Below are 14,536 nucleotides of genomic sequence, written 5' to 3'. Positions count from 1 at the left end.
ATAGCATATAGAATGAATTTATCAGAATTACTTATTAAAGATAATGAAGCACTAGCTTTTGAAGATGTATTTTTGGATGAAAAACAGCGTATAATACTCGATCAGTTGGTAAAAGAATGTACCTATTTTTCGGAACTGACAGATTTAGGACTTCCTGTTAACAATAAAGTATTTTTACACGGAAGTTCAGGTTGTGGAAAGACAACTACTGCTAAAGCTCTTGCCAAGAGACTCAATAAAACAATTATTATTTTAGATTTGAGTACAATTGTTTCGGCAAAATTAGGAGAAACTTCTCAACATATTAAGCTAGTGTTTGAAAAAGCAAGTAGAGAACGTGCTGTTCTATTTCTAGATGAATTTGATCAAATAGGTAAATCTAGGGCTGTAGATGATAAAGATGTGGGCGAGATGAGAAGAATCGTCAATACCCTCATTCAATTAATCGATTACTTTTCACCTAACTCAGTTTTAATATGTGCCTCTAATCACGCTGATATCATTGATCAAGCACTAATGAGAAGGTTTCAACTACGACTAAACTATGAGCTACCTTCTCAAGAGCAATTAGATAATTATTACGATAGATTAATTTCTAATTTTCCTTCTCATTTTGCTTTATTTAAGAGAAAATATAATGTTTCTTATGCAGAGGCTAAGGATTATGCTCTTACTAGTATAAAAAAACAGGTGATTAATCAATTGGAAGCTAGAGATAAGATTTAATTATAAACAGAGAGTTTACATAGCTAAATTGTTTGTTAAGCAACAAGTTATTTGTTTTGTTGTAATTTTAACGCATAATAGATAAAAGATTGATGTTAAAACAAATTATTATATGTAGCGTTTTCTTGTTATGTACACTGGTTCATGCACAGAAAAATGATACACTTTATACTAAGCTTATTGATGATTTTCAGTTAGTCAGTCCAGAAAAGGCAAATTTTTATAAAGTAATAAGACCGATGGATAAGCAAGGGTTTAGTGCTGTTGAAGATTATACTATTGAAGGATATATTGTATCCAAAGGTTTTGCAAGGAGAGATATGCTCCGTTTTATTTATAAAGGAGAGCGTTTTTTTTATGGTCATGATGGTGAGGTTACGGGAGTATACAAATATGATGACAAAGGGAATCAATACAGTATTGAATCATTCGATTCATTGAAGAAAAAGTCTTATCGTTTAATTACTAAAGAAGGGAAGCCTTTTGCAGGAGAAATCTATGATCTAGGTGTTTTGTACACTTATGAAAAAGGTAAACAGATCAAAGTAACTTGTTATTATAATAATAGTACCCAGCCATATGCAATTAAGAAAGTAGATACCATACAGTATTTTGACATGAAAGGCGATGTAGTAGGAGAGCTAAATTATGCAACAGATAATGGTGAGTTTGTACCTCTTAACGGTGATAAATATGAGTACAAACAAGGAAGGTTTGTCAGTTATTTAAAATATCAAGATAGAGCGATTGTTTATCAAGGGAAGTTTAACTTGGAAGCTAAAGCAGTTTTTCAATTGCAGCATGAGGTGTTTTATAAAAATGAAAAGTACTATAAGGAAAATGTATATTATACTGATGGAAAGCTCAGAGTAACAAACTGGTATAGTCAAGATGATTTAAATGTTTTGATAAGTAGTGATTATTACAACCAGAATGAAGAGTATTTAGGTACATATAATGAACAAACAAAAACAGGTGTAAATGTCTATTTCTATGATGATTTTTTTATCAAACAAATAAAAACTGAGAAAGAAGGAAGGGTTTTAAAGGAAATTAATTTTTTGAAAGAGATTGAGCCCGTTGTAAAAACAAGAATATACTATAAATTAAGTGAAATTGATTATGCTCAAGGACAGGGATGGTTTTATGATCAAAAGGGTGAGTTAATTTCTAGTGTCGAGTATAAAGATGGGATTCCTTGGAATGGAACTACTTACGAATTTTCTGATGGTAATGTAGTCATTAGTCCTTATGTCAATGGATTTATAGATGGTATTCAAGAGATTTATGCAGATTATCCTAATACACCTTTGATTCTACGAAAGAATGTATATAAAGACAAAAAACTTCGTTTGGAGCAATGGTATGAACAAGGGGAGCTGTTACAGGAATTAGAATATGCTTCAGCGAATGAGGTAAATGCTATCGATGAATTGATAAGTAAAGGAAAGAAATATATTGTCTATCGCGATGGACAGCCGTATCACGGAAGTGAAACTACGGAGGAATTAAGTCATATACGCGAAGATATTTATCGCAAAGGCAAAAAGATTGAAACTACCTATACAGCGCACAATGGATTAGTGTTTGCTAAAGAGTATTTTTTTGCGGATTCAAAAATAAGACGAATCTTCTATAATGATCAAGGAAGAGAGATTATTAGTTATGAAGTTCAGTTTGAGCGATTGAATGGTGACTATAGCTATACTGATAAAAATGGGATTACCTATAAAGCAACTTTTCAGAAGGGTTACTTAATATCAGGCGAGGTATTATATAACTATATAAATGAAGATGATCAGCATAACTTGTATTATATATATGTTAAAAGACTTGGTAGTAAGGTGGATATAAAATTAAAAGATGTGAGTGAGAATAAATGGTTAAATGAGCAAACTATTAGTACAGAGGATATTGTTTACCCAAATATTTCATTATTAGCGGCTCCTATTGATGCTCAGTTCTTATACTTTGATTCAGAGTACCGTTTTTTATTTACTGATTAATTGATAATAAATAGTTTAAACTGTTTGTTTGGTTAATTGTTTTTTCAAGATTAAAAGATATGTTTTTGAATTATTTTGTGTTTTGATATTTATTTCTGATTAACGTATTTTTACCTAATAGTAAAAAGTAAGTATTATATGAAAAAAATGTTTTTAGGCCTTTTCGCCTTGTTTATTATGACTTCTTGTTCTACCGAGAGCAATGATGCTGTAAATGTTGGTAAAGAAACTCCTGAAGTACCAGGTGAAGTGGTGACTACTCCTTTTGTGGAAGGAAAGATGGTTATGAGTATTTATACTAAGGGAATAAATGTCGGTGGACTATTGGATAAAATAGATTATTCAAAAGGGGACGTATATGGACAGTTCCAAACACTAATGACAAATTTGCCAAAAGATGAAAATCCTTTTTTAGCATGGGGAGATTTATTTGATAAGAAACCTATGGCTGCTTTTGCATTAATGATGAGTATGACCAAGGCAGATTACTATGTGAAAAATAGTACAGTCTTAGCTAAAGCGAAGGGAGCAACTTGGCAGATGGATCATTTTCACAGTGAAGATCAAGATCAAGCGTCTGTTTACTTAAAAGCAATGGCTCCTGCTACTGATATGCCAGTTGAAAATCAAACAGCTTATGCTATATATACACCTTCTAAAGGAGAAACTTATACAGAAGGTAGTACTATTGACTATAAGGAGTTTAATAGAAGAAAATTAGATAAGGTAGCTTATGTCAGCAATTATGCTTGTGATGTGATTGAATATACACGAATTAAAGCGCCTTCTGATCCAAATAATGAGTTTTCATTTGGTTATAACAAGTTGTTGGTTTATATTTCTCCACTGTTTGACAAGACTATAAACTTTACTCATTCTACATATCTTCCAGAGGATGGAGGTATTTTGAAAATTGAAATGTATGTAGATGGAATAGAAGAGCCTTTTATGGTTTTTCAACCTGAAAAAGTAGAAGTCAAGACCATTGCAGATAGTGAATTAGAGACTAGAGTTTCTACACCAGTTTATGCTATTGACGATTTAGAATTTAGTGCTAAGGTACTTGGAATTATGTTTGCTCCTACAGATGAGCAAACTGAAGAACCTTTTCTTGTAAGTAAATCCTTGTAATTAGGTATTCTGCATATATTCTGTTTTCATAGGGTAAGCTAAGTAAGAAGTGAATAACTAGTTTTTTAACTTCTAGTTATCTTTTTAAATAGTTGTTAGATACTGAACTCCCGTATAACTAAGGAATTGTTATACGGGAGTAATATATAAATAGTTTTTTTTTCAGTTAGAAGTCTAATTGTTTTTTAGACTAATCTTCATTAGTGAACCACTTCACTAAATCAGTATATCCATCGGTGATGAGGTTGTTGTAATATTTAGGGTTCATATTTGCTCCACTGAATTTACTGATAGTATATTGTAATTTTTTTAATTTAAGTGATCTAAATGATGCAGGAATAGGTTCGCTGAAATTACATCCTTCAATACTAAGACGTTCAAGATTTTTAAGGTCTAATAAAGAGTTTGGTAGTCCTTCTGTATCAAAGTTGGTAAGGTGTAGTGTACGCAATTCTTTAAACTGACCGATATAGGTTGGTATCATGTCTATTTGATAGCCAGATAAGTATAGTTCTTGCAACGGTAAACATGTAAGTTCTTGAGGTACGTAGCACAAGGAGTCGTTAGTTCCTTGAAGCCTAAGTTTTTTAAGTTTAGGATATTTGACCAAAGCATTCGCACCAGCTAATCCAAATTCATAACATAAAGATAGATCAACAACCTCTAAATTTGGAGCATCTAATCCTTCTAGTGTAGGTATTTTTGAATAAGATAAATCAACTATTTTTAAATAAGGTAATTCAACAGCGGGGAAATGATCATATCCTCTTAATTTAATAGATTCTAGTAAAGGACTGTTTGTTAAGAGTTGATCTAAGTTATCAAGCTCAACGTTTTCTAATTGTAAGGTGTGCAATTTGGTCTCTTGATCCACAGATAAGCAAGGACAACTATCAGGTAAGATTGCGTTACTGTTTATTTTTAAAATTTTTAGGTTTTCACAATTAACCAGCACATTAGTCAATAGACCTATTGGCAAATTGGTGTCCAAACTAATAAGCGTATAAGGCTTAACCATTAAGTTAGTGATATCATTTACTTCATAAGTATCGTTTTTTAAAGGAAAGTATGTGAAGTGTTCTACGGATAGATAGCTGAATAAATCGCTGTGCTTTTCAACTTTGCAGTTTTCAATAGAGGCTTTACCAACGCATATAATTTTGTTAGATACTTTAATTTCAGCGCAGTTTATGATTTTTAGTACATCTATTACACTGGGAAGAAAACAAGTGTCTATTATTAGTTTATTAGATTGTTCTATAGTTACAGACATCAGCTTTTCAATACGTCCGATTGATTTAGGTAGTTGCACTGTTTGGTAGTTAAAAAAACTAAGGTGTTTAAGCGAGGTACATTGTTCTATATTTTGCGATAAAGAGTTATCACCAATTAAATTTTCAAATGTAACGGTCGTTAGTTTATTGAATTTAGACCATGGCACTTTTATTTCCGTTAGGTTTTCCATATTGGAAAAGCTCAATTTATCTAAGTTAGGAAAAGACTCAGGGTTTTGAGATAGATATAGTAGTATTGCCTGGTCTGAAACTACTAGGTTTGTCAGTGAATCAAAAGTATATTGTTGTTCTAAGTTGATCAATTCTCCAGAAAAACAAGTAATCTTACCATTAAAAATTACCTTAGGATGAATTAGCTGGAGTCTATCATTTTTCCAAAGGCTCAACACAGTTAGGCTAGGTACGTTTAACTTGTCACTTATCGTAGTAAAATCTGGACATTTCATGATTTTAATTTTGTTCAGCTCAGGAAGTGTATTTAGTTCTTCTCCAATGGAATTAAGAGTGCTTACTAAAGAAAACTCTATCGCTTCTATACTTCTAGGCAGGGTAGGTAGTGTTGGAGTAGGCCAATTGGTGTTCATACACTTTAAAGACCTTAGAGCAGTTAGTTTTGTAAAGTCAAATTTGATATGTGTTAATTTAGGAAGCTCCAATTCCAAAGACTGTAGTGTCGTTATGTCTTCTATTGATTTTGGAAGTATAGTATATTCTCCTTCTATGCTTAAGTGTTCAAGTTGAGTAAATTTTTCAAAAACATCAGGTAGTCCTTGTTCAAAGTTTAAGGTTTCGATGTTGATAATTCTAACTGAGGGGAACCTCCCTAGTAGTATTGGATTTTGAATCAGAGTAGTTGGGTCATGACTATCCCTAACGTCAAGTACATCAAACCCTAGTTTACTATACATAAAATCAACATCTAAATCATCCGATATATTTGCATATTCTAATAAGGTATTTAAAACCTCGTACCATTGGGGAATACCAATTGACTTGATTAGTTTTTTTCGAATTTTGAAGGCTTTAATAACTTTCTCACTAGCATTTTGCTCTAAAGTTTGTCTGATTTCTTTAACTGTGTTTGTGTCTTTGCTACATTTTCCAATCAAAAATAAATCATTGATATAGTCTTTAGGAAAGTTAGTTTGACTTTGAATAGTAGCATAGTATTCAGGTAATGATTCAATAAACTTATACATATTATTTTTTTTTCTTTTTTTGTTTCTGATTTTAAAATTATTTTTGGATTTTGAGTAATAGTATAAATCAGTTAATGGTAAAAAATATTTATGGATCAAAGTAAATATTTTGTTTAGACATATTATTCACTGAATTAGGTGATATTAATACAGGAGTTAGAAAGAAGTAGGTCGATCTTTTTGAGTTTTTATTTAAACTATATTATTGATATATAATATATTATTTAGGGGGTGATTTTTAAATAGTGGTACATCTAGTATGGTGTATAAACAAAGAAAAATTTAATAAAAATGGGGAGTTTATTTAGAAATGTGGGTTATGTTATAGCTATTGTTTTAACAGTGCTTTGTGTCTTGGGAATGCTACTTAGTTTCTTGGACTTTAGTAGAACAAATGAACGGGCTGCAGCCAATATAATATCTTATATTGCAGCTCCTATGTTATTTTTGATAATAGTAATTATTACTTGTACTATTCTAATGATTGTTAATCTTATTGACGGACAAACTTTATTTTATGATTTTAATCGTTTTGTCAAGTTTTTTAGGTATTCAGGTTTAATCGTAGCAGTTTTATTTTTATTAAGTTTATTTAAGCTATAGCAGTAAAAAAGAGAAAGTCCAAAAGACATTCTCCTTTTAAAGACAACTAGTAAATAAGGAGAACTAGTTTAGTGCTGTAAATCTCTAATATTTAATAAAATTATTTTTATCTAATTTAGAATTACAGTAGTAAAAATAAAGAATGAGATTTCTCACATTCAAAAATAGTAAAATTAATAGGTTAATGGTATTAATTACTGTTTTTTATTGAAATAATTTTGTGAATCAAAAAATACGCTAAAATGAAATTTAAAATTATGTTTTTGTTAAGTTTATGCTATACCATTTTATTAGCAAGTTGTGGTTATAAGAGTACAATTCAGGATGTAGTGCCTAAACATGATACTTTTAAACTAGAATCAAATCAATTAAAAGAAGAAAGAACTATTAATGTATGGACACCAAAAAATTATGAGAGTACTCAGGATTCTTTGCCCGTAATCTATATGGCTGATGGAGGAATAGGAGAGGATTTTCCTCATATCGCATCTACCATAGAAGAGCTTATAAATGAGCAAAAAATTCCTGCTGTAATCTTAGTTGGAATTGAAAATACACAAAGAAGAAGAGATTTGACAGGATTTACAACTGTTGCAAAAGATAAAGAAATTGCACCCGAGGTAGGAGGTTCTAATCAGTTTAGAGCCTTTATTAAAGAAGAGTTATTTAAGGAAATCGATAAAAGATATAGAACCAAAGAAGAAAAAACGATATTAGGAGAATCTGCTTCAGGTTTGTTTGTGATGGAAACCTTTTTTGTTGAACCCGCCATGTTTGCAAACTATATCGCCTTTGACCCTTCATTATGGTGGAATAATCATTATTTAGTTAGAACCGCAAAAGCTAGTTTAGATCAAAATAGTTCGGTAAAAAGAAAGCTTTGGTTTGCAGGATCGAATGCTGCTGATATTTCTCCCTATACAAATAAGTTAGCTACTATTTTAGCAGAAAATGAAAATAAAAATTTAGTGTGGCACTATGTAGATGAGCCAAATGAAGGACATACAACTATATTTAGAGCAACTAAAAAACAAGCCCTAATTTGGATATTAAATAATTAAAATAGCAGTAGTTTAGCATTTTATAATAAGAAATGGATAGAGGTATTAAGAAAAAGACATTTTTAAATTTTGTTGGACTTTTAAGAAGTTTTTTAATCAAGTGTTTTATTGGAATCGTCTTATGTAGTAGCATAGCCTTTTTATATACTAACTTTATTTTTGAGCAAATATTATTAGCTCCTAAAAATCCTAATTTTACTATTTATATTTGGCATCGTTCTTTGATAGATTTTTTTAATTTGAGTTCATCATTGTATATGGAAGGGATTGATTTTGATATTCAAAATCGAAAAATGGATGGTCAGTTAATGGTTATGATTTGGACTAGTTTTACCTTTGGACTAATAGCTTCATTTCCTTGGATTTTGTATCAAGTTTGGAAATTTGTACAACCTAAATTATATAATAGTAAGACAAGATACAGTGTTGTATTTGTAACAATCACAAGTCTTTTATTTTTTATAGGTGTCTTGTTTGGATATTTTATTATAGTTCCTTTATCTATTCATTTTTTTATGAATATAGAGATTAGTAGTATTGTTGCCAATCAAATCGATCTTACCTCATATATTTCTCTTGTTAGAACCACCATACTAGCATCAGGTATTGTGTTTGTTTTGCCAGTTGTCATTCTAGTATTATACAAGATGGGAATTTTATCAACAGATACACTCAAAGGTTATCGCAGATATGCTTATGTTTTGATTTTAGTAGCATCAGCAATTATTACACCTCCAGATGTATTGAGTCAAGTTATTTTGGTTATACCATTAGTTTTATTGTATGAAGTGAGTATTTTCTTTTCAAAGTTTATGAAGTCTAATCACATTACAGAATAATTTATTATCGTATTTGCTATCAATATTAATTAAACTTGCACAGTTTAAATATACATCGTAATATTGCGATATATATTTAAGTATAAAACAATGGGAGTAACAAAATCAGAATTATTTAGTGATAAAAAGAATAGATTATCGCTTATGTTTAAGGTTTTAGGGCATCCAGCAAGACTTGCTATTCTTCAGTATATTATCAATCAAGAGGCTTGCATTTGCAATGATTTGGTAGAAGAACTTGGATTGGCTCAAGCGACTATTTCACAACACTTAAAAGAGCTTAAGAATAGTGGACTTATAAAAGGGACAATTGAGGGTAAATCCGTTTGTTATTGTATTGACGATGTAGTTTGGAATGAATTTTTCAAGGAGTTTGAATTGTTCTTCGCTCAAAAAATAGTATCAAACGATTGCTGTTAATATTTTTTAATTTATATCATCGTAATATTGCGATATTAAAATAATTTAAAAACAAGTAAATATGAAATTATCAGAAGTAAAAGTAGTTTTAGAAAAATTAGATCGAGTAGATTTCCAATTTGAAGATGGAACGTTTGTAGCCGAACACTTCCATGTAACAGAAGTAGGTCAAGTAACAAAAAAGTTTATTGACTGTGGGGGAACAATTAGAGAAGAGGTAAAGGTAAGCTTTCAATTGTGGAATGCAGATGATTATCAGCACCGTTTAAAAGCAGGCAAATTATTAAATATTATCAGGTTGTCAGAAACAAAATTGGGTATTGTTGATGGGGAGATTGAAGTAGAAGTTCAAGGTAAAGAAACGATTGGGAAGTATTTCTTAGCATTTAATGGAACTCACTTTTTATTAAAAAACACATTGACTGCTTGTTTAGCGGAAGATGCTTGTGGAATTACACCAAGTAGTCAGGCAGCTCCAACTAGTTGTTGCGATCCTAACACTGGATGTTGCTAATCGTAAAAAAGTAAAAGATGTATAAAACAGTATTGGTTGTAATTGACACACTTCTTGAATCACAAGAGATAAGCGCTACTAGAAAAGAAGTTTTGGCTCCTTTAGTGGCTTATATTCAAGCGAAGGTTGATTCAAAATCTCCAATTCGAATCAATTTTATCTGTACACATAATTCAAGAAGAAGTCATTTGGCTCAGATTTGGATGCAAGTAGCGGCAACTTACTATGGTATTCCAAATGTTATTTGTTATTCAGGAGGGACTCAGCAAACAGCGATGTATCCCATGGTTGTTACAGTTTTAGAAGAACAGGGATTTAACGTATTTAAAATTTCGGAAGGAGAGAATCCTATTTATGCGATAAAGTATTGTGATAATGAAATTCCTATTATTGGTTTTTCTAAGAAGTACGATGCCGTTTTTAATCCAAGTAGTGATTTTGCAGCGGTAATGACTTGTTCACAGGCGGATGAGGGCTGTCCTTTTGTAGCAGGTGCTGAGCGCAGAATCCCTATTACATTTGAGGATCCGAAGGTATTTGATGGAACAAAAAACCAGCAAGCAGGATATTTTAATCGAAGCCTTGAAATTGCAAGTGAAATGTTTTACATCGTGTCACAAATTAAAAAATAAGTCATGCAAGTTAGAATGAAATTTTTAGATCGATACTTAACTCTTTGGATTTTCTTGGCTATGGGGATTGGTGTTCTCTTAGGAAATGTATTTCCAAGTGTTTCTAATGTGATGGATAAACTATCCATTGGAACGACCAATATTCCGTTAGCTATAGGATTAATCATCATGATGTATCCTCCACTGGCTAAGGTTGATTATAATCTATTACCACTGGCTTTTCGGGATAAAAAAGTCTTAAGCTTATCTCTTTTCTTAAACTGGATTGTAGGACCTGTTTTAATGTTTGTTCTGGCTATTATTTTCATGCGTGATGAGCCTGATTATATGGTAGGGTTGATCCTTATTGGTTTAGCCAGATGTATTGCAATGGTGATTGTATGGAATGATTTAGCAAAAGGTAATCGAGAATATGCAGCCTTACTGATTGCATTAAATAGTGTTTTCCAAGTGCTGTTTTATAGCTTCTTTGTTTGGCTTTTTATCAACGTATTACCTTCTTATTTTGGATTTGCTGATTATGCTATTTCAATTAAGATGAGCGATGTAGTACAAAGTGTGCTTATTTATTTAGGAATTCCATTTTTAGCAGGTTTTTTAAGTCATAAGTATCTCATTAGAATAAAAGGAGAAGCTTGGTTTACCCGCAAGTTTATCCCTTTTATTTCACCCTTTACTTTATATGCTTTACTGTTTACCATTGTGCTTATGTTTAGCTTAAAAGGAGAGCAGATTGTACAATTGCCAATGCAAGTTATCAAAGTTGCTATTCCACTTGTTATCTATTTTGTTTTGATGTTCTTCGTTAGTTTCTTCGTAAACAAGTCAATGCATGTGGATTATGATAAAAATGCGGCTATTTCTTTTACTGCAGCAGGCAATAATTTTGAACTGGCTATCGCTGTTGCTATTGCCGTATTCGGAATTCACTCGCCCCAAGCTTTTGTAGGAGTTATCGGACCTTTAGTTGAAGTTCCTGTACTGATTTTACTTGTACGAGTTATACTTTTTTGACCAATTAAAAATTTATGATTATAGATTTTCAAATTCATTTAATAATTATCTAAAATCACTTCAGATTCTAGATTCTAGTAGTTTAATTGATTTCTTTAGAAGTGGATATAATGAGTTGCTCGGAATAGAACATGAAAAGGATATTATTAATCAATCAATTCAACGTATCGATAAGATTATTGTTGTTATTATTGATGATTTAGATCGTTTATTGGCAGATGAAATTATAGAGGTTTTTAAAATAATTGATGGCACAGCTTCTTTTTCTAATACTGTTTTTTTAACAGCTTTTGATAAAGAGCACGTTAATAAAATTATTGATGAAAAATATACAAATGAAGATAGCTTGTTTTCAGATAAATTTTTTAACGTGGAAATTTTTCTACCAGCAATTCCTAAAACAATAATATATAATTTTATTGAAGAGGTGTTAACAGATACTTTTGGAAATAAGATTATTAATAGTGATGAAATTCAATTTGATTTAAGAAAGGAATTAATCGATTTAAAATTTCATATAGAAAATAATATCAAAACCCTAAGAGATGCTAAACGCTTTTTAAACAGTTTCCACAATCAGTTTTATTTAGTTAAAGATATATTAGTTTTTAAAGAGTATTTTTTACTTAGTTTAATAAAATATAGGTATTATAATATTTACCTAACTATACAAACAGAAATGTTTCCTAGTATACAATTTGTTGATATAAATGCGTTACATAATAGACAATTTGATGATCTTAATTTTAGATTGGATAGCCTATTAAGGACAATAGTTGTAAAACACTTTAAAAGTGATTTTCTCGATTATGGGCATGATGTAAATAAGAGTATAGGAGGTGAAAAGCAAAAAGTTGAAGAAAATATTGATAAAAGTATCTTATCAATATTAAAGGCGTTATTTAATGATTTTAATATCCAGAATCCAAATTCTATAGGAAATAGAGATATGTTCGATTTTTATTTTGATGAAAATGATAATGTAGATGATTATAAAAATACAGCTGTGTATTTTAAAATGTTATTTGACAAAGAGGAAAAGGACATAAAAAAAGAAATAAATTTATATATTACTGATAATGATGTGATTAGGCTTTTAGAATTTATTAAAAAGAGGAAAATAGAATTATTAAAGAATAAAAATAGTCTTTTTAAATATATAAATTTATTATTCTACATTAATGTAAAATTAGATAATGATGCAACAACATGTGAGAAATTACTGTATTTATATCGAAATGATTTTGTTGAAAAATTAAAAACAATTGGTCTAGTTGAAAACCTTGATGTATTTAAATTGTTTGTCAAAGAAAAGTTACATAATTCGACTCCATTTTATCCTTATTTGTTCATTAAAGACTTATTAGCCAACATTATTGATCATGGGAATTTGTATATATTTTCAAAAGAAGAAATATTAGAAATTGCAATAAATAATTTTAATCAGTATTTAGATAAAAATAGTATATACAATGTAAAACATTACGATTTATTATTATCATGTATTACTGATTTAATAGGTGATCGCGGACAAATTATTTTATAGATAAAAATTGTTGTTTGATAACTAAGGAATTAATTGAAAAGAATCCTGACGATTATTTTAATAATTTTGTTCGACTAGGTATGATAACAACTGATCCAGAATGGAATACGGTCAGTTGTGATCCTTTTTGGAAACAAATATTTGTAAATAAATATAATTTAGAAAAGATTATATTTAATGATAAACTTAATGATAGAATTTATATAGATAAAGTCAGAAATTTTTGGGAATTATATTCAAATAATAGTTTTAGGCCAATTGAATATAGAGATAGTGGAGTAGTTCAAGATAAGATTGATAAAGGATTGTTTGAAGAAGTAAAAGAATTAAATAATTTAAAAGATCAATTAAAAGAAGTACTGACAAGTGATTCTGTATTATTGTGGCATGAAATATTGGAAGATACTAATCCTGGACATTATGGGGTTAGTTATGTAGAGGTAGATGTTGAAGAATCTAAGATATTATTGTTAAACGTTTTTGAAGGAGATTTTAAAATTGATGATGTATATTTATCTTTTACAGTTAGATTAGGTTCAAGTGGAGAAGATGGGTATGATATGCCTTTTAATCATGTTATTAATGTAGATGGGAGTTTTGAAGTTGATAATAATGGAAGTGTTATTATAAATAGTTTGACGTCCACTTCTTTTATTGATTTGTTTGAAGATGAAGATTAATATTTTAAAGTAGATAAGAATATTTATTATTTCCAATAACGAATTATAAAAAGCAAACCATAATTTGTTCTTAACTAAGAATAAATTATGGTTTGCTTTTTTCATAGCTATTAGTATAAAAATATTTGATATTTTTGATTATATAGATTATGTAAAAGTTATTAAAAAACAGATAATTATGTGGGCAGATAATGAAACTTCGGACGATTTACTAGGCTTTAAAGTTCATGCAGATCTTTTAGTAGATGTTATAAATGATGAAAATGTACTCCCAGTTACAATTGGGGTGTTTGGAGATTGGGGTAGTGGAAAATCTAGTATTTTAAAAATTGTTGAAAAACAGTTAATAGGAAACAATAAAGATGGTTTTAGAGATGGAACTTTAGTTTTATATTTTAATGGATGGGTTTTCGAAGGGTATGATGATGCAAAAGCTGCTCTATTGGAATCTATAATAGAAAAATTTGCTAAACATAAAACACTGGGATCAAAAGTTAAGGATGAAACGAGTAAACTTCTTAAATCGTATGCACCTGAGCAAGTACATCTTGTGATATCTAATTATTCTTCTACATTATCCAGGATAAGTTTCTTGTAATTATGAGGATATAAGTCAGCGATATTCTTGTGGTTGATGGATTGAATATTTTCAAGAACATACTTTAGCCATTTATATGGATTAATGTCATGCTTTTTGCAGTTAGCAAAAAACGTATAGGCCATAGCTGCTCTTTGTGCTGCATCATGAGAACCGGCAAAGAGATAGTTTTTACGACCAATTGCTACAGGTCTGATTACATTTTCAACAAGATTATTGTCTATCTGCAAGTTTCCATTGTGTAAGTAATCACTTAGATTACTCCATCTTTT

15 protein-coding genes are annotated in these 14,536 nt (G+C 30.1%); 13 read left to right on the top strand and 2 right to left on the bottom strand.

The features are described 5' to 3' along the window. The first annotated feature begins 12 nt into the window (after window positions 1–12). The 3 genes from BMX53_RS17535 to BMX53_RS17525 all read left to right on the top strand — a co-directional run bounded on the left by BMX53_RS17535 (window position 13) and on the right by BMX53_RS17525 (window position 3,863). The gene (locus tag BMX53_RS17535; RefSeq protein WP_074748131.1) at window positions 13–726 is read left to right on the top strand and encodes an AAA family ATPase; all 714 of its coding nucleotides are present in this window, start codon (window positions 13–15) and stop codon (window positions 724–726) included. A 92-nt stretch (window positions 727–818) separates the two neighbouring features. After that, window positions 819–2,732 carry a toxin-antitoxin system YwqK family antitoxin gene (locus BMX53_RS17530; protein ID WP_006266554.1) on the top strand — a complete coding sequence of 638 codons (1,914 nt, stop codon included), beginning with the start codon at window positions 819–821 and terminating at the stop codon, window positions 2,730–2,732. A 138-nt stretch (window positions 2,733–2,870) separates the two neighbouring features. Beyond that, window positions 2,871–3,863 (top strand): hypothetical protein, encoded by a 993-nt coding sequence (locus BMX53_RS17525; protein ID WP_006266556.1) that lies wholly within the window; start codon window positions 2,871–2,873, stop codon window positions 3,861–3,863. A 190-nt stretch (window positions 3,864–4,053) separates the two neighbouring features. Here the strand turns inward: BMX53_RS17525 and BMX53_RS17520 are convergent, their stop codons facing one another. After that, window positions 4,054–6,357, bottom strand: coding sequence for a leucine-rich repeat domain-containing protein (locus BMX53_RS17520; protein WP_074748128.1), 2,304 nt, complete (start codon window positions 6,355–6,357; stop codon window positions 4,054–4,056). A gap of 291 nt (window positions 6,358–6,648) precedes the next feature. Here BMX53_RS17520 and BMX53_RS17515 point away from each other — a divergent pair, with 291 nt between their 5' ends. The 10 genes from BMX53_RS17515 (at window position 6,649) to BMX53_RS17470 (ending at window position 14,264) form a co-directional block, all read left to right on the top strand. Next, window positions 6,649–6,960, top strand: coding sequence for a hypothetical protein (locus BMX53_RS17515; RefSeq protein ID WP_039328977.1), 312 nt, complete (start codon window positions 6,649–6,651; stop codon window positions 6,958–6,960). A gap of 242 nt (window positions 6,961–7,202) precedes the next feature. Further along, on the top strand, window positions 7,203–8,021 hold the full coding sequence (locus BMX53_RS17510; protein WP_074748125.1) for an alpha/beta hydrolase: 819 nt from the start codon (window positions 7,203–7,205) through the stop codon (window positions 8,019–8,021). A 32-nt stretch (window positions 8,022–8,053) separates the two neighbouring features. Next, a complete protein-coding gene (gene tatC / locus BMX53_RS17505) occupies window positions 8,054–8,860 on the top strand; it encodes a twin-arginine translocase subunit TatC (RefSeq protein ID WP_074748122.1) in 807 nt (268 codons plus the stop codon). A 90-nt stretch (window positions 8,861–8,950) separates the two neighbouring features. Next, window positions 8,951–9,280, top strand: a complete 330-nt coding sequence (locus BMX53_RS17500; RefSeq protein ID WP_074748119.1) for an ArsR/SmtB family transcription factor — start codon at window positions 8,951–8,953, stop codon at window positions 9,278–9,280. A 61-nt stretch (window positions 9,281–9,341) separates the two neighbouring features. Further along, complete coding sequence (locus BMX53_RS17495) at window positions 9,342–9,794, top strand: DUF6428 family protein (protein WP_074748116.1); 453 nt, start codon at window positions 9,342–9,344, stop codon at window positions 9,792–9,794. Window positions 9,795–9,811: 17 nt separating this feature from the next. Then, the gene (locus BMX53_RS17490) at window positions 9,812–10,426 is read left to right on the top strand and encodes an arsenate-mycothiol transferase ArsC (protein ID WP_074748114.1); all 615 of its coding nucleotides are present in this window, start codon (window positions 9,812–9,814) and stop codon (window positions 10,424–10,426) included. A gap of 3 nt (window positions 10,427–10,429) precedes the next feature. Then, window positions 10,430–11,440 carry an ACR3 family arsenite efflux transporter gene (gene arsB / locus BMX53_RS17485; protein ID WP_074748111.1) on the top strand — a complete coding sequence of 337 codons (1,011 nt, stop codon included), beginning with the start codon at window positions 10,430–10,432 and terminating at the stop codon, window positions 11,438–11,440. Window positions 11,441–11,555: 115 nt separating this feature from the next. Continuing rightward, window positions 11,556–12,986, top strand: coding sequence for a P-loop NTPase fold protein (locus tag BMX53_RS17480; protein WP_167357255.1), 1,431 nt, complete (start codon window positions 11,556–11,558; stop codon window positions 12,984–12,986). Window positions 12,987–13,000: 14 nt separating this feature from the next. Next, the gene (locus BMX53_RS17475; protein ID WP_143061451.1) at window positions 13,001–13,666 is read left to right on the top strand and encodes a hypothetical protein; all 666 of its coding nucleotides are present in this window, start codon (window positions 13,001–13,003) and stop codon (window positions 13,664–13,666) included. A 178-nt stretch (window positions 13,667–13,844) separates the two neighbouring features. Then, a complete protein-coding gene (locus tag BMX53_RS17470; RefSeq protein ID WP_208597266.1) occupies window positions 13,845–14,264 on the top strand; it encodes a KAP family P-loop NTPase fold protein in 420 nt (139 codons plus the stop codon). On the opposite strand, the gene BMX53_RS17465 is transcribed toward BMX53_RS17470, so the two are convergent. Continuing rightward, the coding region (locus BMX53_RS17465) for an IS66 family transposase (protein WP_143061450.1) at window positions 14,228–14,536 on the bottom strand (309 nt) is incomplete at its 5' end. The genes BMX53_RS17470 and BMX53_RS17465 overlap by 37 nt on opposite strands.

The sequence above is a fragment of the Myroides marinus genome, from assembly GCF_900109075.1.
Lineage (GTDB): Bacteria > Bacteroidota > Bacteroidia > Flavobacteriales > Flavobacteriaceae > Flavobacterium > Flavobacterium marinum_A.
Note: the sequence above shows the minus strand (reverse complement) of the source record. Positions and strands in the feature narration are given on the sequence as shown.